Source organism: Dyadobacter sp. CY345, assembly GCF_021502725.1.
In the GTDB taxonomy this organism is placed as follows: Bacteria; Bacteroidota; Bacteroidia; order Cytophagales; family Spirosomataceae; genus Dyadobacter.
In genome coordinates this window covers 2,285,273-2,306,101 of the sequence record NZ_JAKFFS010000001.1, presented here as the reverse complement: position 1 = coordinate 2,306,101, position 20,829 = coordinate 2,285,273, and the positions used below count along the sequence as shown (strand labels likewise).

21 protein-coding genes are annotated in these 20,829 nt (G+C 41.0%); 17 read left to right on the top strand and 4 right to left on the bottom strand.

What is annotated here, in order from left to right:
* Positions 1-187: 187 nt before the first annotated feature.
* From L0657_RS09800 to lspA, 5 genes are all read left to right on the top strand, one after another.
* Entirely contained in the window at positions 188-1,699 is a 1,512-nt protein-coding gene (locus L0657_RS09800) for a glycosyltransferase family 39 protein (RefSeq protein ID WP_235150405.1), read from the top strand.
* A gap of 27 nt (positions 1,700-1,726) precedes the next feature.
* On the top strand, positions 1,727-2,419 hold the full coding sequence (locus tag L0657_RS09795; protein WP_235150404.1) for a DUF1080 domain-containing protein: 693 nt from the start codon (positions 1,727-1,729) through the stop codon (positions 2,417-2,419).
* A 92-nt stretch (positions 2,420-2,511) separates the two neighbouring features.
* A complete protein-coding gene (locus tag L0657_RS09790; RefSeq protein ID WP_235150403.1) occupies positions 2,512-3,519 on the top strand; it encodes a phosphotransferase in 1,008 nt (335 codons plus the stop codon).
* A gap of 78 nt (positions 3,520-3,597) precedes the next feature.
* Positions 3,598-4,467 (top strand): alpha/beta hydrolase, encoded by an 870-nt coding sequence (locus L0657_RS09785; protein WP_235150402.1) that lies wholly within the window; start codon positions 3,598-3,600, stop codon positions 4,465-4,467.
* 21 nt (positions 4,468-4,488) lie between these two features.
* On the top strand, positions 4,489-4,989 hold the full coding sequence (gene lspA / locus L0657_RS09780; RefSeq protein ID WP_235150401.1) for a signal peptidase II: 501 nt from the start codon (positions 4,489-4,491) through the stop codon (positions 4,987-4,989).
* Between the two features lie 357 nt (positions 4,990-5,346).
* Here the strand turns inward: lspA and rluF are convergent, their stop codons facing one another.
* The gene (gene rluF / locus L0657_RS09775) at positions 5,347-6,084 is read right to left on the bottom strand and encodes a 23S rRNA pseudouridine(2604) synthase RluF (protein ID WP_235150400.1); all 738 of its coding nucleotides are present in this window, start codon (positions 6,082-6,084) and stop codon (positions 5,347-5,349) included.
* 135 nt (positions 6,085-6,219) lie between these two features.
* Here rluF and L0657_RS09770 point away from each other — a divergent pair, with 135 nt between their 5' ends.
* Both L0657_RS09770 and L0657_RS09765 read left to right on the top strand, forming a co-directional pair.
* Entirely contained in the window at positions 6,220-7,548 is a 1,329-nt protein-coding gene (locus L0657_RS09770; protein ID WP_235150399.1) for an acetylxylan esterase, read from the top strand.
* Between the two features lie 64 nt (positions 7,549-7,612).
* Positions 7,613-8,917, top strand: a complete 1,305-nt coding sequence (locus L0657_RS09765; RefSeq protein WP_235150398.1) for a Gfo/Idh/MocA family protein — start codon at positions 7,613-7,615, stop codon at positions 8,915-8,917.
* 70 nt (positions 8,918-8,987) lie between these two features.
* On the opposite strand, the gene L0657_RS09760 is transcribed toward L0657_RS09765, so the two are convergent.
* Together L0657_RS09760 and L0657_RS09755 are read right to left on the bottom strand one after the other, a co-directional pair.
* Positions 8,988-9,344, bottom strand: coding sequence for a hypothetical protein (locus L0657_RS09760; RefSeq protein WP_090335811.1), 357 nt, complete (start codon positions 9,342-9,344; stop codon positions 8,988-8,990).
* A gap of 185 nt (positions 9,345-9,529) precedes the next feature.
* Positions 9,530-9,856 (bottom strand): tetratricopeptide repeat protein, encoded by a 327-nt coding sequence (locus L0657_RS09755; RefSeq protein WP_235150397.1) that lies wholly within the window; start codon positions 9,854-9,856, stop codon positions 9,530-9,532.
* 168 nt (positions 9,857-10,024) lie between these two features.
* Between L0657_RS09755 and L0657_RS09750 the strand changes: the two genes are divergently transcribed.
* From L0657_RS09750 to L0657_RS09705, 10 genes are all read left to right on the top strand, one after another.
* A complete protein-coding gene (locus L0657_RS09750; RefSeq protein WP_235150396.1) occupies positions 10,025-10,762 on the top strand; it encodes an electron transfer flavoprotein subunit beta/FixA family protein in 738 nt (245 codons plus the stop codon).
* A 60-nt stretch (positions 10,763-10,822) separates the two neighbouring features.
* Entirely contained in the window at positions 10,823-11,788 is a 966-nt protein-coding gene (locus L0657_RS09745) for an electron transfer flavoprotein subunit alpha/FixB family protein (RefSeq protein ID WP_235150395.1), read from the top strand.
* A gap of 274 nt (positions 11,789-12,062) precedes the next feature.
* Positions 12,063-12,662, top strand: coding sequence for a bifunctional nuclease family protein (locus tag L0657_RS09740; protein WP_235150394.1), 600 nt, complete (start codon positions 12,063-12,065; stop codon positions 12,660-12,662).
* Positions 12,663-12,799: 137 nt separating this feature from the next.
* A complete protein-coding gene (locus L0657_RS09735) occupies positions 12,800-13,681 on the top strand; it encodes an ABC transporter permease (RefSeq protein WP_235150393.1) in 882 nt (293 codons plus the stop codon).
* 36 nt (positions 13,682-13,717) lie between these two features.
* Positions 13,718-13,933 carry a DUF3098 domain-containing protein gene (locus L0657_RS09730; protein WP_235150392.1) on the top strand — a complete coding sequence of 72 codons (216 nt, stop codon included), beginning with the start codon at positions 13,718-13,720 and terminating at the stop codon, positions 13,931-13,933.
* Complete coding sequence (locus tag L0657_RS09725; protein ID WP_235150391.1) at positions 13,930-14,709, top strand: undecaprenyl-diphosphate phosphatase; 780 nt, start codon at positions 13,930-13,932, stop codon at positions 14,707-14,709. Before L0657_RS09730 ends, L0657_RS09725 begins: the two co-directional genes overlap by 4 nt.
* Positions 14,710-14,752: 43 nt before the next feature.
* The gene (gene truB, locus L0657_RS09720) at positions 14,753-15,454 is read left to right on the top strand and encodes a tRNA pseudouridine(55) synthase TruB (protein ID WP_235150390.1); all 702 of its coding nucleotides are present in this window, start codon (positions 14,753-14,755) and stop codon (positions 15,452-15,454) included.
* A complete protein-coding gene (locus tag L0657_RS09715) occupies positions 15,451-16,386 on the top strand; it encodes a bifunctional riboflavin kinase/FAD synthetase (RefSeq protein WP_235150389.1) in 936 nt (311 codons plus the stop codon). Before truB ends, L0657_RS09715 begins: the two co-directional genes overlap by 4 nt.
* Positions 16,387-17,139: 753 nt before the next feature.
* On the top strand, positions 17,140-18,483 hold the full coding sequence (locus L0657_RS09710) for an amidohydrolase family protein (protein WP_235150388.1): 1,344 nt from the start codon (positions 17,140-17,142) through the stop codon (positions 18,481-18,483).
* 23 nt (positions 18,484-18,506) lie between these two features.
* Positions 18,507-19,022, top strand: coding sequence for a cupin domain-containing protein (locus L0657_RS09705; protein WP_235150387.1), 516 nt, complete (start codon positions 18,507-18,509; stop codon positions 19,020-19,022).
* Between the two features lie 108 nt (positions 19,023-19,130).
* On the opposite strand, the gene L0657_RS09700 is transcribed toward L0657_RS09705, so the two are convergent.
* Positions 19,131-20,825 carry a RagB/SusD family nutrient uptake outer membrane protein gene (locus L0657_RS09700; RefSeq protein WP_235150386.1) on the bottom strand — a complete coding sequence of 565 codons (1,695 nt, stop codon included), beginning with the start codon at positions 20,823-20,825 and terminating at the stop codon, positions 19,131-19,133.
* Positions 20,826-20,829 lie beyond the last annotated feature (4 nt).

Genomic DNA, 20,829 nt, shown 5'->3' with positions numbered 1-20,829 from the left:
TGTATAATTTTTTACTATTTTTGACATGCATATTGGGATTGGTTTGGCGACTTTAATATACTGAAATTCAGTATATTAACCCAATATGCATCCTTCTATTTTCGCTAATTCATTTCACCCAACGGGTAAAATATAAATTTTCCTCACAGCCATTTCATATTGATCAACTTCTCAAACTCCTATATCCTTGAAGAAAACATATATACTCCTGTTTTTTATTGTCTTGAAATTTGCAATTCAATATGTAATAATCGGTCCTGAATATGATCTGCACCGGGATGAATACTTGCATCTGGACCAGGGAAAACATCTTGCATGGGGATATCTGTCGGTTCCTCCCTTTACTTCGTGGCATTCCTGGCTGATCCTGGCTTTGGAAAATTCAGAATTTTGGGTTAAGTTTTTTCCGGCTCTATATGGGGCGCTCACGTTGCTGATCGTCTGGAAAGCTATTGAAATTTTAGAGGGTGATTTATTCGCCTTAATCCTTGGGTCAACTGCTATAACTTTTTCTGTACTGCTCAGGATCAACATGTTGTATCAACCCAATTCCGTTGACGTCTTTTTCTGGACCTTGCTTTACTATACACTGTTAAGGTATATTAAATCAGAGAACAACAACTGGCTTTATGCAACGGGGATTGTTTTGGGTTTAGGTTTTTTGAATAAATACAACATACTTTTCCAGATCATCGGGCTTATTCCTGCTTTACTGATAACGAATAGAAAAATTTTCACAAACAAACATTTATACTTCGCCGGCGCGGTTGCTCTTCTCATTGTTCTGCCTAATTTAATATGGCAATACCAAAACAATTTCCCGGTTGTTTACCACATGAAATTACTCTCAAAAACGCAGCTTGTGAATGTGAAAACGGCTGATTTTTTGAAAGAGCAAATACTGTTTTTTATGGGTTCGATTTTCGTTTTGATTACTGCCTTTATATCATTTTTCCGATATCCCCCATTCAGAAAATTTCGGTTATTCTTTTGGGCCTTTGCATTTACGATGGGACTTTTTATTTTCCTGAAAGCCAAAGGTTACTATGCAATCGGTCTATATCCCATCTTTCTGTCTTTCGGTTCAGTCTACATCGAAAAATTATTGACCTCTAAAATTAAATGGCTTCGTCCGGTAACTGTGGCGGTAATTTTGCTTTCATCTATAATCCTTTTCAGAGTTGGCTTTCCGACCATCAGTCCGCAAGAGATGGCCGAAAACTCACAACGCTATAAAGATCTTGGATTGTTGCGGTGGGAAGATGGACATGACCACGCGCTGCCGCAGGATTTTGCAGACATGCTGGGCTGGAAAGAATTGGCGGCAAAAGTGGACGCGACTTACGAAAAACTGGATGACAAACAGCACACGCTGGTGCTATGCGATAACTACGGGCAAGCAGGTGCGATCAATTATTATTCAAAATATGGTATTCAGGCGGTTACGATGAATGCGGATTATATTAATTGGGTACCGCTTGATGAAGAAATCAAGAATGTTATCCTTGTGCAGAATGCGGATGATGACGATAAAGAGAGAATAAAAGAACAGCCACTCTTCGAAAAGATTTCGCTGACTGGTAAGGTTGAGAATAAGTATGCGCGGGAATACGGCGCAAGTATTTATCAACTGGTTAGTGCCAAGGTTTCAATTAATAAAATAATCAAAAGTGACATCGAAGAAAATCGTTGGCACTGATAAGCAGAACAAGAATTAAATTTGAAAATGAAAAAACATTTCCTGATCATCAGCTGCCTTTTCCTGGCGGCTCCCTTTGCCGCGATTGCTCAAGAAACAAAGAGTCTTTTTAATGGGAAAGATCTCAACGGCTGGCATATTGATGTCCCCGATATGGATAAAGATCCAAAATTGAAGACACCTTTTATTATAAGAAATGGGCTTTTAGTCAGCTTAGGTGCGCCTGGGGGCCATTTAATCACGGATGCGCAATACGAAAATTTTCGATTGACTTTCCAATATCGGTTTGCCGGAAAACCTGGGAATTGTGGTGCGCTGGTTTTCGTTTCAACGCCAAGAGCGCTTTACGATATGTTCCCAAAATCGATAGAAGTGCAGATGATGCATCAAAATGCAGGTGATTTCTGGTGTATTCAGGAAGACATAACGACGCCGGATATGGAAAGACGTCGTGGCCCAAAAGCAAACTGGGGTGTAAATGGCGACAAACTACGTCGGATCCCAAACCTTACCGACGGCTCTGAAAAACCACTTGGCGAGTGGAACAGTATGACGATTGAATGTGTAAAAAATTCTATCAAGGTTTGGCTGAACGGCGACTTTGTAAATTATGGATATAACGCCACAGCACAAAAAGGACAGATTGCCCTACAGGCAGAAGGTGCAGAAGTTGAGTTTAAAAAAGTAGAATTAACACCGATTAAAGCACTGACAAAATAGAAACTCAATAATAAGATTTTGAGTTTATCTGGTTTTTCATACACTGAATAAAATCCGAGTGAATCACATAATTATCTATCCGCAAAACTAAAATGATTTCTCCGTTTCCCGTTACCAATTCCACATTATCAACGATTCATCTGGCCGAATTTATACAAAAAGAATATCAACTGGCAAATTCTGTTAGTTGTAAATTATTGAAAACAGGAATAAGCCATACCTATCTGATTACTACGGATACAGAAAAATTTGTCTTTCGGATATATTCCCTTAACTGGCGGACGAAAGCTGAAATTCTTGAAGAAATACGCCTAGTTAATCTTCTCAAAGAAAATGAAGTCACTGTATCCTACCCGATCGCAGATGCCGACGGTGAATTTATCAAAGAATTGAATGCCCCCGAAGGAACGCGTTTTGGTGTATTATTTTCACATGCAAAGGGAGCTAAGCTTATAAATTATTCTACGGAAACACATTTCGCAGTTGGGCAGTCAATGGCCCAAATCCATCGTTTAACTGAAAATTTCAAATTGGATCGTGTGAACTATACCTCTGATATTCTGCTCACACAGTCGTTCGAAAGGTTAAAATTATTTCTTGATGCTCAACATCCGGAAATGATATATATGGCAGATTTGAAAGACCGATTAAAGCAATGTTTTCTTGAAACTGATTTTTCAAAAGTTCGTAACGGCGCGGTGCATCTGGATATTTGGTTCGACAATATGCATTTTACCAACCAACAGGAAGTAACTATTTTCGACTTTGATTTTTGTGGAAATGGTCCGCTGGTTCTGGATATTGGGTATTATGTGATGCAGCTTTACCATCTTGAACGAGATGAAACCGAATATAAGTTAAAGCTTGAAAGTTTCCTGAAAGGATATGAGTCGATAATACAGATAAGCGATGAGGAAAAACGAAGTCTGCCTTTTTTCAGCACCTCAATTTACTTTTTCTATCTAGGCATTCAGTGCCAACGCTTTGATAATTGGGCGAACGTTTTTCTGAATGAAATTTATCTGGAACGATATATTAAGATGATTATCAAACGTTGGGCGGATCATAACAAAATTTTATCAGAGCCAGAATTAATTTAATCAAATAGCTAAACAAATTCTAACAATATTATTTTACCTGACATGATAAAAACAGCCAAAATCATAATCCTGATTTTAATGATCACTGAATATGCAGGTGCACAGATTCCGGAAAAAATCAAAAATATTTTTCCGGCCGGAACTGTGATGCACAACGACCTTAGTTATGCAAGCGACACATTAAAACGTCATAAACTGGATATTTATCTACCAAAGAATGTCAAAGGCAACCTTCCTTTGATCGTATGGATTCATGGCGGCGCGTGGAAATTGAATGATAAATTTGCTGATATGGGGTATATGAAAAAAACCGTGAGTTCTTTTATTGAACAGGGTTATGCCTTTGCCAGCATTGATTATCGTTATAGCACTGACGCTATTTTCCCGGCTCAGATACAGGACTGCAACCAGGCGATAAGCTGGCTTTGCGCTAATGCCCAGAAGTATCACATTGATAAAAGTAAAATTGCAGTTATCGGTTTTTCAGCCGGCGGTCATTTGGCTTCACTTTTAGCCTTGTCGAATAACAACAATGTCAAACAATTTTCAGTAAAAGGAAAAAACATTCCTTTCAAAATTAAAGCTGTAATCGACTTCTACGGACCTTCGAATTTCCTGGCGCTCATACCAAAAGTGGAAATTAATGATCCTACGGATGCCTTGACTTCTCTGTTGGGAGGAACTGTGTTGGAAAGACCGGATCTCGCGACGATGGCGAGTCCGACTACCTATGTCGACGCAAATGATCCACCATTTTTAATTTTTCATGGAGAAAAAGATGAGTCGGTTCCTTATACCCAATCTGTTCTGCTAAATTCCTACCTGCGCCACGTGAATGTAAAAACCGAATTGATTGTTGTTCCTAATGCACCACACTACGGCGAAATGTTTGACGTTGAATCTAACAGAACAAAAATCGCTGCTTTTCTTAAAATGCATTTGAAATAGTGGCCACTCATCAGCTCCGAAATGAATACAAAGAAGTTATTAACCAATATTTCCATTTTGGCAGTTCTTGTCGCTAACATCGGCTGCGACCAGATTTCTAAGAGTATCGTCCGGCAAAAAGTCGGTTACTATGAAAATATTAGTTTGATCAGTAATTATCTGACACTGACCCGCGTGGAAAATGAGGGGGCAATGCTGAGTATCGGAAGCGCGCTTCCTGAAACCCTGAAATTTATTCTTCTTGCAGCGATCCCAATGCTGGCTCTTGCTTTCGGCGTCTATTACATGTTCATGAGAAAAAACATCTCAAAAATGAGCATGCTGGCGTTAAGTTTTGCCATTGGCGGTGGTATTGGTAATATTTATGACAGGGTCGTTCACGGCTCAGTGACGGACTTTTTGCATATCAATCTTGGAATATTTCAGACAGGAATTTTCAATATGGCTGATGTTTCCATCATGGTCGGAATGGGATTGTTCCTTGTTCAGTCTTATTCCAACAGAAAATTATTATCCTGGTAAAAAAACGAAGTCGCTCTTTTTCACGTCATTACGAATATATTTTGGTTTTGATATCATCGATAAATCATGCAACGTTTACAGCGTAAATAATATAAAAATCACCAATTTGAGGTTTGAATAGCGCGGTGCGCTGCACTTTTTGAGACTCGTTGACTTCATGTCACTACAAATATTTAGGTGCTCTGCACCTCCTATACGCTGCCCTTATTCTTGCACCAATGTTGCCAAATGCACAAACCACATCCCTCAATGATGCTACGAATATCATGCGCAGAGCGCCGAAATATTTTGTAGCATGAATGATGATAGCTATCAGAAAAGGTGCAGCGCACCGAAATACTTTAATAAAATGAATTTTTATTCCTCATCTTCCAAATAAGATCCATCCTCCGTTTTAACAGAATTTTGCACCGATTCATTTATTTGCCTTAACTCCTCAACCGTCATATCCCTCCATTTTCCAATAGGCAGATTTTCCAGGGTTACATTCATGATCCGCACCCGTTTCAGCTTTGTAACATTGTAACCAAGATATTCACACATTCGACGTATCTGCCGGTTCAATCCTTGTGTTAAAATAATTGTAAATACATAAGTACTATCCTTTCGGACAAAACACTTTTTGGTTATTGTATCCAGAATCGGAACGCCCTCGCTCATTCTTTGAACAAAATCCGGCTTGATTGGCTTATCCACCGTGACGACATATTCCTTCTCATGGTTATTCCCCGCGCGTAGAATTTTGTTAACAATATCCCCATCGCTCGTCAAAAAAATCAGGCCTTCCGAAGGCTTATCCAGTCGCCCGATAGGAAATATACGTTCAGGGTGTTTGATGTAGTCGATAATATTCCCATTTATCTGTCGCTCAGTGGTGCAAGTAATTCCTACCGGTTTGTTGAAAGCGATGTAAATGCCAGCTTTTTTAATTTTTAGTGGTTTCCCATCAATCAAAACCTGGTCGCCGGCAGTCGCCTTATCACCCAATACGGCTTGTTTCCCATTCAAAATTACTCGCCCCTGCTCTACAAGTTTGTCAGCCTCACGGCGTGAGCAGAATCCGGTCTCACTGATAAATTTATTTATGCGGATCAACTTATACTAGAATTGCTGATTAATGATCGATTTTTTCTTACAAGATAAAGATTGCAAAAAAAATTGGATTGAAATCAAAGAAACCGACACGTTAGCTCTTTCTATACCAATGGTTCATAATTTTCAATATTTTTTATGCGAAACACTATAAATTCTAATTTTACGGGCAACCGTATTTATCTTTTAATATGTTTCTTCTGGCTTTCTCTCGCGCAGACATTTTCCCAGCCAATTGAACGCGCCATTAAGATCATAGTGGCACCGGATCGATCAGACTGGACTTACAAAACGGGCGATAAGGTAAAATTCACAATCTCTGTATTCCAAAACGGAAATCTTGTAAAAAATTCCCCTGTACGCTATGAGATCGGATTGGAAAAAATGGAGCCAATTATCAAGGAAAGCAAAACAGCTGCAAACGGAACGCTGACCGTGGATGCAGGCACTTTAAAAACACCAGGTTTTTTAAGATGTATCGCGTTTACGAACGTGGATGGCGGGGAATATAAAGGACTGGCAACAGCTGGATTCGAGCCCGAAAAAATACAGCCAACGGTGACAAATCCAACTGATTTTGATGCTTTTTGGGATGCCGCAAAAAAAGAACTAGCGGCTGTTCCAATGGACGCAAAAATGACTTTAATACCTGAACGTTGCACTGAAAAAGTAAATGTATATCACGTAAACCTTCAAAATTTCAGACCCAATGCACGCTTATACGGCATTTTAACAATCCCGAAAAAAGAAGGAAAATATCCGGCCTTGTTAAAAGTTCCTGGCGCCGGCATTCGTCCATATTACGGCGACGTGGCGATGGCAGAAAAAGATATTATTACATTCGAAATTGGTATCCATGGCGTGTCGGTCATTATGGAGCCAACTGTTTACATTGATCTGGGACAAGGCGCATTAAACGGATATCCGGCCTACAATCTGGATGACAGGGATCGGTTTTACTACAAAAGAGTTTATTTGGGATGTATTCGGGCAAATGATTTCCTGACCAGTCTTCCTCAATACGACGGCACTAATCTGGCTGTAACAGGCGGAAGTCAGGGCGGCGCATTATCCATTATCACGGCCGGAATTGATCCGCGCGTTAAATGGCTTGGAGCATTTTATACTGCTTTAAGTGATGCGACAGGTTATCTGAGCGGCAGAGCTGGCGGATGGCCACACTATTTTGATAAGTCGAATTTGAAGTTTAACAACACCAAAGAAAAACTGGCGACAGTAGGTTATTACGACGTAGTTAATTTCGCCAGACGTGTGAAAGTTCCTGGTTTTTATATGTGGGGCTATAACGATGAAACCTGCCCGCCAACTTCGATGTACGCTGCATACAACGTCACCACAGCTCCAAAAGAATTGAAATTGTATCTTGAAACCGGCCATTGGACTTACCCGGAAGAACGTGAGATGATGAACAACTGGCTGGTAAGCAAACTAAAACAAGGAAAATAATCTGACCAAGATATTGGACCGTCCACCCCATTCTATCATTCACTCATTCTTTCACTCATTCCCTATGGATCGTAGAAAATTTATCGAGCAATCTGTAATGGCCGGAGCCGCATTTTCTTCTCTGCCGCTCTTGACGTCTCTAAAAAGAACTACGCAATATAAAACCGCATTGATCGGCTCCGGATGGTGGGGAACCAATATCCTTCGCTGTGCGATACAAGCCGGAGAATCCAAAGTTGTCGCATTGTGCGACGTGGATGAAAATCAGCTGAAACTAACGTCCGGTGAAATTTCTAAACTTACACCAGATAAACCCAAACTATACAAGGATTTCAGGGAAATGCTGCAAAAAGAAAAACCCGAAATCGTGATTGTTGCCACGCCCGATCACTGGCACGCGCTATGTTGCATAGCGGCGATCGAATCCGGCGCCCATGTTTATGTTGAAAAACCAATATGTCATACCATTCAAGAGGGACGGGCTATGGTGAATGCCACCAGGAAACATGGCCGGATTGTACAGGTGGGCACGCACCGCAGAGTTTCTCCTCATAACATTTCAGGAATGGAATTTCTAAAATCCGGCAAAGCAGGGAAGATTGGTATGGCACGGGCATTTGTTCACTATGGTGGCGGAGCTGGTCAAAAAACGCCAGACTCGGAAGTGCCAAAAGGATTGGATTGGGATATGTATTGCGGTCCGGCAGCGCTTGTCCCTTACAATAAAACGATACATCCAAAAGGTTTTCGCAATTATCTGAACTTTGCTAACGGTACCCTTGGCGACTGGGGAATTCACTGGCTGGATCAGGTACTTTGGTGGTCAGAGCAAAAATATCCTAAAAAAGTTTACTCAACCGGTGGGCGGGCTATTCGCCAGGATAATACGGATGCACCTGATCATCAGGTGGCGCTTTATGATTTTGATGGATTTACGCTGGAATGGGAGCACCGGAACTTTGCAGGGAACAATGCTGAAAAAACTCATCCGCAGCAGGCAGTCGGCGTATATTTTTATGGTACCGAAGGAACATTCCATATGGGCTGGCTTGACGGCTGGACATTTTATCCCTCCAATCCAAATAAACCGATCATACATCAGGATGCGCAGCTGAACAAACCTGACGACCAAAATATTCAGCAATTATGGGCGAATTTCTTATCTTCCATTAAAACAAATACTCCGCCGGTCTGTGAAATTGAAGTTGGGCAGCGTTCAACCAATCTGGCGTTGCTTGGTATGTTGTCCTACAAATTAGGAAGAAGTATTGTCTGGGATGGAGAAAAAGAAATCATTCCCGGAGATGACGAAGCAAATAAGTTACTAAGAAGAGACTACCGCGGTGAGTGGAAATACCCGACAGTGTAAATTACAAAAAAAATGCCGGCCTGAAGTTCTTAATGAACATCAAGCCGGCATTTCAATTTCTTGACGGCAATTAGTCAATCTTGATAACTTCTGCCGGAATGTTATATTGTGTGATTATTTCACGTGTAAAACGGACGTGACCACGTGGCGCCATCAAATACAATTTAGCACCTTTCATTCCTGCCAATTCGCTCAAAAGCTTCCATTTAGAAACGCTTCCACGAAGTTGGTCTGTTTTCATGGACACTTCCAGATAATGTCTGTTAAACATATTCACACCCGTAACGTCCGGCGTAAATTTCTCATTATCAGCAGCTCTTTCATAAGATTTAGGTGTTTCAAAGCCTTCCATATTGGCCTGAATTTCCTTGAATCCATGAGCTTGTGCCCATTTTACAACAATGGGAATAAATGATTCCTTTTCCATAAATAACAATGAATGATTTTCTCCCCGACCGACGAGGAAACTCAACATAAAATATTAAAACTAAAACCTGAGAAGAGTGAAAGCGTCGTAACCTAAAAAAGTCGCCAAACAAGCCGCATTTCTTACCAATTGGGAAAACTACTACTTTTTTGCCAGACTACAAAATAAAATCTAGCCAAGATGGACTAATCTTCCAGCTCGTCAAGAAAAGAACGGTAGGCTCTCAGCAACTCCTGATGCGTCTTGGTGTTCTTAACATTTAACGCCAGATCGATACCTTTCTGATAAACAAGCTCTGCTTTTTCATTTTTTTCAAGCGCCGCGAAAAAGGCCGCTGCGTTGTAATAGGTTGCGAGATAGTCGGGATGTTCGTCAAGAAGTATGTTAAAATACAATTCTGCCTTAGCCACATTCGTCTTTTGATATTCCAGGGCCAGCGCATATATGTTAAATGGATCGTTCGGGTCCTCTTCGTAAAATATTAGTAGATTTTCCAGCAATGAGTTTTTCATTTTTTAATAATGTTATGCTTGCATACTATTTATGTTTTTCTGTATATTCGCCACAATAAATTTATTCTTAAAAAAATTATAACGAACGATTGGTGTATCACATTTAAGTTTGAAATAATATTATTGACCGAATTTAAAGGTTATACATCAGCAACTTCTTGCCATACCATGAAAATACTCGTATGTATTACCAATGTGCCGGATACGACGGCCAAAATAACATTTACCGATAACGACACCAAACTTAACAAAGCCGGTGTACAATATATAATCGGCCCTTATGACGACTATGCCCTGGCGCGCGCAGTGGAACTCAAAGAGCAGCTTGGCGGCTCGGTGACCGTACTTCATGTCGGAGAAGCAGATGCAGATCCACAAATACGTAAAGCACTCGCAATCGGCGCAGATGACGCAATTCGTGTCAATACCGATCCGGTTGATTCGTATTATACTGCTGTGCAGATTGCCCATATCGCGTCCGAAAATAAATATGACCTTATTTTAATGGGTCGTGAATCCATCGATTTTAACAGTGGCGTTGTACACGGTCTTGTGGGAGAAATGCTCGGAATCCCCTCCTATTCGCCTGTTATGAAATTGGAAATTAATGGAACAACTGCAACCATAGCGAGAGAAATAGATGGCGGAAAAGAAACACTGACCGCTTCTTTGCCGCTCGTCCTGGGATGTCAGGAGCCAATTTCAGAATGGAAAATTCCGAATATGCGCGGAATTATGACAGCCAGAACAAAACCGCTTGTTGTGGCAGAACCAGTTTCAGTAGAAGAAATGACAACGCCTGAAAAGTTTTCGCTTCCTGCTCCCAAAGGTGCCTGTAAAATGATACCGGCGTCAGAAGCGGAAACGCTTATAAAACTGCTGAGAACAGAAGCGAAAGTTCTCTAATAAAATATTTCGTTGACAGAGAAAATTTACGCTCCGTCAGAATCCTAAAATTTGATCAAGATGTCAGTACTCATATTTATTGAATTGGATAACGGTTCCGTGAAAAAAACTTCACTGGAAGCCGTAGCCTATGGCGCAGAAGTCGCCAGATTAACGGGAACAACAGCTACCGTTTTGGCATTGGGCAAAGCAGACGCGGCTGAATTGGAGCGAATCGGAAATTTCGGCGCGACAAAAGTTTTACATGCTGCTGACGAAAAGCTGTCGCATGAAAATAGTCTTGCCTATGCAGACGTATTGGCCCAGGCAGTTGAAAAAGAAAATAGTAAGATTATCATTATTTCTAAGTCTGGCTTAGGCGATGCCGTTGCAGCGCGTGCCTCTGCAAAATTGAAAGCCGGAATTGTTTCAGGAGTTACCGATCTGCCGGTAATCAATGGCGGATTTAGTGTAAAAAGAAGTATCTACACAGGAAAGGCTTTTTCAGTAGTTGAAATAAAATCCGATATTAAAATTCTGGTTGTTAAGAAAAACGCAATTGAAGCTACGGAAGGTTCAGGGACCGCAACCGTTGAGACTTTCACACCGGTACTCCGTGATTCGGATTTCCTGGCTTCTGTCGGACAAATTGAAAAGGCAAGTTCTGAACTTTCATTAACGGAGGCTGATATTATCGTTTCGGGCGGTCGCGGTATGAAAGGCCCTGAAAATTGGCAACCGTTGCTCGATTTTGCTAAATCATTAGGCGCGGCGACTGGTTGCTCCAAACCAGTTTCCGACCTGGACTGGCGTCCTCATCACGAGCACATCGGGCAGACTGGTATTAAAGTTGCGCCAAACTTGTATATCGCCTGTGGAATTTCAGGAGCGATCCAGCATCTGGCCGGAGTTAATGGATCAAAATATATTGTCGTGATCAATAAAGATCCGGAAGCTCCATTTTTTAAGGCCGCAGATTATGGAATTGTCGGCGATATTTTTGAGGTATTACCCAAGCTGACTAAGGCAGTTCAAGACCTTAAATGACGAATAGTTTTGGCTTATACCCCGCCCTGCATTTTTTTATGCAGGGCGGGTTTTTTATTTTTGCATACTGAAACAATAGCATGTTGTAGAAAATGTAAAATATGCCGTATTTTTATCAGGATATTTGTCTGATTTACAGCACTATCTCATAAAAACCGGACATAGAAGACATTCGACATAATTTGTTTTAAAGTTTTATGAATCATAGTACCCATTGCGCAAAATCACCAGAACTGTTTGCAAAAACGTTGCGTTAGTCCAATAAAGTCCAAACGTGAAAAAAATTAAGTTAGAAATATTAGGGCTTTCCCCTAGCCAATCTCAGGCCGGTTCATTCGCTCTTGTTTTGGGTGAAGAATTAGGAAACCGACGCCTTCCAATTATCATCGGCGTGTTCGAAGCACAGGCAATCGCTGTGCAGATTGAGAATATCGTTCCGAACCGCCCAATGACCCATGATTTGTTCAAATCATTTGCGGAAGGGATGAATTACACCCTGAAAGAGATCGTCATATCGGATTTGAAAGAAGGCATTTTCTATGCCAAAATCGTTTGTAAGGATAGTTTGAGAGAGGTAGAAATTGACGCTCGTCCTTCTGATGCCATCGCAATTGGATTACGTTTTGATATTCCTATCTATACCTACGAAGCAATTCTCTCAGAAGCCGGAATCATATCAAGTTCAATTTCTGAGGACGAGGATGAGGACGAAGAGGATGCAATAAAGGAAACTTTGCAGTCTCGCGGAAGTTTGACAGATCAGTTGAGAGATCTTTCTTTTGACGAGCTTCAACGGATGCTCGACGAAGCCCTTACAAAAGAAGATTACGAAAAAGCGGCGAAAATCCGTGATGAAATGGGTCGCAGAAATTAATTTCTGGCGGATTACATTCGTTAAAAATAGTTAAGATTGATCCGTATAAAGTATCAGTCTTAGATTAATCAGTATTTTTGCCATCATTACTTCATTCGAAAGTTTGAGTAAAACAGGATTGTACAATATCCCTTTTTATGCCTAAAAAGAAAAAAATTGGAAGTTACCCCAATGCAATGATTGTTATGAGCCTGACGGCTGCACTATTCCTGATTGGTTTTTGCGGACTTCTGGTCATTCAGTCTAAAAAGCTGGTTTCTATTATCCGTCAAAATATTGAAGTCAGGGTATTCATTGACAAAGCGGAGACGAAGGCCGGGCAGGACTCCATATTGACTGTTCTGAAATCTAAACCTTATGTTTCCGCTACTGTTGAAACGCCAAATCCTATCACCTTTGTTTCAAAAGAAGAAGCGGCCAAAGAATTTATTGAAGGTACAAAAGAAGATTTCACAGCATTTTTAGGTGAAAATCCGTTGCGCGACAGCTATCGGGTTAAAATCGGCGAGGATTATTTTGAAGAGTCAAAATTGCAGCTGATTAAAAAGGATATTGAGAAAATAAAAGGTATTTACGAAGTGGTTTACCAGGAAGACCTTGCTGATAATATCAACCGTAACGTTACCAAGATTTATATCGTGCTGGCAAGTTTCGCCTTGATCATGCTGATCATTATCGTACTACTTGTCAATAATACGATCAAACTTGCCATTTATTCTCAGCGATTCCTGATCAGAAGTATGCAGCTTGTTGGCGCTACAAATGGATTTATTCAGCGTCCGTATATTCTTCGCGGCGCTATGCAGGGAACAATCGGCGGTGTCTTAGCTGGTGGTTTACTGATTGCCTTGCAGCAGGTGGCTGTAAGAAACGTAGAGGGTTTGGCCATGTTGCAGGAATATGACAAGATCGTTATTCTGGTAGCCGTTGTTCTTGCGCTTGGCATAATGATTGGCATTGCGAGTACTTATCAATCTCTTGCACGTTATCTGCGTATGGCTTTGGATGATCTGTATTGATCGAAATAAATATTTTTGACTATCACAACAAAAGTTATGAGCAACACAAAAAGCAGTCTTCCATTTGGTGCATCAAACTACAAAATGATGCTGATCGGATTAGCCGTAATTCTCGGCGGTTTTTTAATTATGAGTCTTGATACCGAAGAATTTGGTTTTGGTACGCTTGGATTAACTGTTGGACCGATAATCGTAATCATCGGTTTCATCATTGAGTTTTGGGCTATCTTACGTAAACCCGCTAATTCATGACCATCTGGCAGGCAATTATTTTAGCTATTGTTGAGGGAATCACAGAATTCCTACCCGTTTCTTCCACAGGACATATGATCATAGCATCCTCGTTCATGGGGATCAGCCACCTGGAATTCACTAAAATGTTTACTGTGAATATCCAATTCGGTGCTATTCTTTCGGTTGTTGTATTATACTGGAAGCGTTTTTTTCAATCCACAGATTTCTACTTTAAGCTTTTCGTTGCATTTCTCCCGGCTGCGGTTCTTGGTTTTCTGTTGAACGATTTTATTGATTCGATGCTCGAAAACGTAATAGTCGTTGCAATTTCACTTTTGGTTGGTGGTATTATTTTGTTATTCATTGACCGGATCAATAACGACAATACGCGCGAAAGAGAAATATCTTACTTTGATGCTTTGAAAATCGGGTTTTTCCAGTGTATTGCTATGATCCCGGGTGTTTCCCGCTCAGCTTCAACGATCATCGGAGGTATGTTGCAGGGACTTTCCCGCAAACAAGCTGCTGAATTCTCGTTCTTTTTGGCGGTACCGACAATGGCTGCGGCTGGTGGGTACAAGCTTTTGAAAACATACGATACCATTCAGGCAGCTGATATCAAAACTTTGCTGATAGGTAATTTAGTCGCATTCGTCGTTGCGATGCTGGCGATTAAATTTTTTATCAACTTTCTTACGAAATACGGTTTCAAGGTTTTCGGGTATTACCGAATCATTTTAGGACTTATTCTTTTAGGTCTTTTGGCATCCGGTTACAAACTGGACATCGTATAAAACTTGCGGGGCAGACCGGGGGAATTTAATTAGATAAAACAATTTGAGTAACGATACTACCATACCAGACGAAGGGGAAGTCTTGCTGATTGACAAACCGCTAAAATGGACATCATTTGATGTTGTCAACAAAATAAAAAGAGCCTGTAAATACAACAAGATTGGTCACGCCGGAACATTGGATCCCCTTGCCACCGGCTTACTTATTTTGTGTACAGGCAAAAAAACAAAAACCATTGATTCCTACCAGGCGCAGGAAAAAGAATACACCGGCACTTTCGTTCTGGGTAAAACAACTCCCTCAGTTGATCTTGAAACAGAGTTTGATGCTGACTACCCGGTAATTCATATAACACCAGAAGTACTCGAATCGGTAAGAAAAACTTTTCTCGGCATGATCGAGCAGACTCCTCCAATCTATTCTGCAGTTAAAGTGGATGGTGAACGGCTTTATAAAAAAGCGCGGCGTGGAGAGGTGGCTGAAATCAAGAAAAGGACCGTTGAAATTTCGTTATTCGAAATTGACAGTACCAATTTCCCGGCCATAGATTTCAGGATCATTTGTTCAAAAGGCACTTATATTCGTAGTATTGTGAGAGATTTCGGGGTAGCGGCGGAGAGCGGCGCCTATTTAAGCGCGCTTTGCCGGACCAGAATTGGCACTTTTGAGCTAAAAGACGCCCATAATCTGACCGATTTCATTTATCAAAAACGTGTTGAATTGAAGTTACCGGTTGACGAATGAATATATACCACAGCCTGGATTCCTTTGAGAGATTGGAGTGTGCCGTAGTAACCAGTGGTACTTTTGACGGCCTGCATATTGGCCACAGAAAAATTCTTGCGAGATTAAAAGAAATCAGCATTCAGTCTGGCGGTGAGTCAGTTGTACTTACATTTTGGCCTCATCCACGTATGGTGGTTTCAGAGGACAGCCAGGATTTACAGCTGCTTTCGACTATTGACGAAAAGATCGCACTCTTCGCAGAAATGGGTGTTCAACATCTGGCGATTATTCCATTCACAAGAGCATTTTCGGAACTTTCATCAGACGATTTTATTCGTCAGATATTGGTTGAGAAAATTGGCACGAAAAAGCTGGTCATCGGATATGATCATCGTTTTGGGAGAAATCGTGAAGGAAGTTTCGAATTTTTACAAAAAAATGCATCCAGTTATGGATTTGAGGTCGAAGAAATTCTCCGTCAGGATATAGAAGATCTTGCGATAAGTTCTTCCAGAATTCGTCAATCCTTATTATCAGGAAATGTAGACGAAGCACAACATCTTCTGGGCCGCCCCTATGCTATCACAGGTGTTGTCGTAAAAGGTAAACAACTGGGCAGAACAATCGGATTCCCCACTGCAAACATCCATTTAAACGAATCTTACAAATTAATTCCGGCCAATGGCGTGTATGTTATCAATGCCATTTATGATGGGATAGTGTATAAAGGAATGCTGAATATTGGTGTAAGACCAACGGTTGACGGAACATTCAGAACGATCGAGGCCAATCTTTTTGATTTTGACAAAGAAATCTACGGAGAAGATCTGACTGTTGAGCTGCTTCATTACTTGCGCCCTGAACAAAAATTCAGTGGGATCAATGCTTTAATCGAACAGATTAAAATTGATAAAGAGAATGCGTCCTTATTTTTTGATAATCAAAAATAGAAATTGATAATTAGTCAAGAAAAACCCTGAATCGGCCTACATTTGCCGGTTCAGGGTTTTTCTTTAGTTGACGACTACACTTATCGATACGAGAGTTTAATTTTGCGCCAAGAGTAAATTAATCTTATTCATTTGATTACCAATGTTTAAAATGAAATTACAATAATCCATGTTAACAATAAATTCACAAAAACGCTGGTCTCGGGTTATCACCGCTCTAATGGAAGCATTCTGTTTATAGCTCAACGTTCATCAAGGAAGTTGAGGTTGCAATCGGTGGTTACCTGGTTATCACCGCTCCAATAGGAGCATTCTGTTTATAGCTCAACGTTTTTCCCCGCCGCTTTTCAGACTCCGGAGGAGTCGCCTAAGAAATTTCGATGGTGCGTTTTTTTTTACCTCTATTCATCTTGCTTAAAACAAATAATTTGATCACAAAATCCATGTTCAAGATATCTGATTTTGGCCAATGAATGAATGAATGAATGATTATCGCAAAATCAGGAGGCTCCTATGGAGCCGCATTTCGGACGTATGCCAAATTTTCTATAAACAGGGAGCCACGATGTGGCTTGAAATACCCGAGATAGAAAGGTATTAGACAAGATATCAAACTGACTTCAAATTAAGCAAAATAATGAATTCTCTTCAATTGAAAATCAATATAAAAAGTTGATATAAATTGTCTTGATTAGCAACTTTTTACTCAGCTTTGGTATAATTATAATGCATAATCTGTAAACTAAAAACACGATGAAACTACATTTTCGCTACTTGATTTTTTACGTATTATTGTTGTTCACGGTTACCGCACAAGCGCAGCAAGCTGATTTGATTTTGTTAAAAAACGTAAATCTGATTGATGGAACCGGGTCTGCGTCAAAATCTGATGTTAATATATTAATCAAAAATGGAATTCTTGAATCCATTCAGCGTGGATTAAAAGAACCAGCTGCAATGCAGATTGACTTGAAAGGGAAAACAATAATCCCAGCAATCATCAGTGCGCACACGCATATCGGGACGTTGAAAGGAAACACATCAAGTGCCGAAAATTATACCAGAGAAAATATTTTAAGACAATTGAAGAGGTATCAGGACTATGGAGTAAACACGATACTGACCATGGGAACGGATCGTCCGTTAATTTTTAATGGATTTATAGATTCCACGCAAGCCGGACTTCTTCCAGGTGCCAGATTATATTCTGCCGGTTATGGATTCAACACGCCTGAAAGTTCGCCAGCTTCCTGGATGAACCTGCTGCTTCGCCCCACTGCTGCTGACCAGGTACCAAGCTTGATAGCTGATCTTGCCAAAGTAAAACCAACTGTCGTCAAAATGTGGGTTGATGATCACGGCGGAAAAGCTGAGAAAATCAAGCCGGAGATTTACAAGGCGATCATTGCAGAAGCCCATAAAAGGAAAATTCCGGTAGCCAGTCATTTGTATAACTTAGAGGACGCGCGTTCGTTGACAGAATCGGGGCTGGATATTATGGCACACAGTATTCGCGACAAAGAAATCGATGATGATCTATTGAAAAAAATGAAAGAGAATGGCGTCGCCTATATCCCGACACTTTCCCTGGATGAATTCGCCTATATCTACTCCCGAAAACCTGAATGGGTGGAAGAGCCATTTTTCAAAGCTTCGCTCGAACCGGGGGTGTATGAGATGATCGTTTCCGAAAAATATCAGAACCAGGTTAAAAATTCGCCTGATTTCGAAAGAAATATGAAGGGTTTCAAGATTGCACTTGTTAACGTAAAAAAAATTCATGATGCAGGCATTTTGGTCGCCCTCGGAACCGATTCAGGTGCATTTCCAATCCGTGCACAGGGATTTTCGGAGCATTTGGAACTGGAATTATTGGTTCAGGCAGGACTAACGCCTATGCAGGCCATCACAGCGGCAACCAAAAACGCAGCGACTGTTTTGAAAATTGACAACAAATATGGCACACTGGAAAAGGGCAAAGTAGCTGACTTTATCGTATTGACCGCAAGTCCAGAAAAGGATATCAGGAATACCAGAAAAATTGAATCGGTATGGAAGGATGGAAAGCAAGTAAGCAAAGGACCGCTGAATAAATAATTTCAAAAAAATATTCCGGCATTATGGAAAACGTACCTGAAACCTATTTTTTTGAAGATGATGGGAATATTCCTAACAGCAAATATCCGCTAATCATTTACAAAGCGGCATTTTCTGAAACGGGGAATCCAGGCGCTCAGTGGCTTGAACAAAAATTCGAATCTAACAATTGGACAAATTCCTGGCGAAATGGCGTGTTTCCCTATCATCACTACCACAGTATAACACATGAAGTTTTAGGCGTTTATTCAGGAAATGCGTTACTGCAACTGGGTGGTGCCAATGGTAAAAAAATTCAGGTTGCAGCGGGCGATATCATTATAATTCCGGCGGGTGTCGGACATAAAAATATTGAATCCTCGAAAGACTTCGCAATTGTTGGTGCTTATCCAAATGGAATGGAATATGATCTGATGAAAGGAAAAGCAAACGAACGTCCGCTGGCTGATGAAAATATTTCAAAAGTTCCCTTCCCTGACAAAGATCCGCTGCTGGGAAAAAATAACGGGCTGATTAAATTCTGGAATAATCAGGACTGACATTGTGATAAATAAAAAAAGAAGTTTTGCAGAAACAAACCTGCAAAACTCCTCATAGTTCGAATAAGCATATTTTATTCGCTCATTCTTTCATTCACTCATTCAACATTAGTACCCCGTATTCTGCTGCATATAACCTGGCAAATTCGAAGCTCCGTCAATAGCGGTTTGAGGTATCGGGTAGATACGTTTATGAACGTCATTATTGGTCTTCTCCGTCCAGGTTCCTTCATATTTTCCAAAACGGATCATATCCGTCCGACGAACCATTTCCCAATATAATTCAAATCCTCTTTCACGATACAAAAGGTCAAGCGTAAGAGATGTTAATGCTGGTGGCGGCGTAGTAGAAGTTCTGGCAGCTCTAACAGTGTTCACATCCGCGAGTGCCGTTGCATCTGATGCGCTTTTGCGCAACTTCGCTTCCGCACGCATTAGGTAAATATCTGCCAGACGCAGAATTGAAATATCGGCCTCTCCTTTATTTCTTCCGGTATCTGATACGCGGCTGAATTCATATTTTTCAACACGGTATCCCGCGCTATACCCACTTCCAGCTGTTGTAAAGTCGATTTTTTCTGTAAAATTAACTGGCAGATCACCACGGTTGCGGCTTAGATTCGTCAGCCTTCCTACTTTCAACTTTCCATCAGGACATCTCAGAAAAACACCATTCACACGGATCGCTCCATACTGCTGGCCACGCAAAATTCCGCGGTTGATTTTATAACTCGCATCTGCTATGCAGCTATCCGCAGGATTGCTATATCTGGATAAATTTTCCTGATAAAAGCGTGGATCGCGTTTTGGATCTTCGGCGCCATAAGCCTGAACCCAGGTTTGATAAAAATCAGATGTGATCGCAGGACCATCTGTACCGTTTGCAGCCGGAAAAGCAGCAAGCGGAAACTGATCACCAGCCAGTGAAAAATAAGCAAGTCGATTATGACCATTCAAATCAGGACGCTGGTCAACAGCAAAAATCAACTCAGTATTGTCATGGTTTGTATTTCCGAAAATTGAGAAATAATCTGCTGATAACTTATATTCTCCCGAGTTAATAATTTTGTCGGTATACTCGATCACCTTATCCATGTCATTGCTGGCGAAAGTAAACTGAGGGGAATAAATATTTTTATACACCGCAGAGTTCAGATACAGTCTGGCCAGCAGTCCCCAAACTGCACCTTTCGTCAAACGTCCGGGACCAACAGCTGCTTTGTTTTGCAATAACGGCTCAACTGCAAGAAATTCTTTCTCAATGTAAGCAACCGCCTCCGCGCCGCGAACGATTGTCGAAGTTGTTCCAGCATCTTCTTTAATGAACACGATCCCGAACAGATCTAACATCATCATCGAATAATATGCCCGCATTCCCCGCGCCTCAGCAAGATACAGAGCCGAGTTAGCGTCCCTCGCAGTAGACAAGGTTGTTATGGCAGTGATCGATCTGGAAATACTTTGCACGATCTGGTCCCAGGTACCTTTGATGTTAGGGTCGGTACTGGTGGAATTGTGCGCATGAAGTGCCAGATAAATACCATTATCACCCCAGTCAGTACCGCCACGGTAAGGCAAAATTGCTTCATCCGTAGAAATTTCCTGTAAAGCGAAATAATTGGTATGCTTGTGCAATTCAGGTAAAAGTGCGTAAACAGGAGCGATCAGCCCATTCGCTGTCTGCTCATCCGTCAACGTCGAACCAAGGTTTTCGTCAAGCACTTCTTCTTTTAAATCGGTACAGGCGTTACTGAATATCAGCATGCCGGCAACCGTCAATAGTATAGGGAATTTCTTATTCATCGTC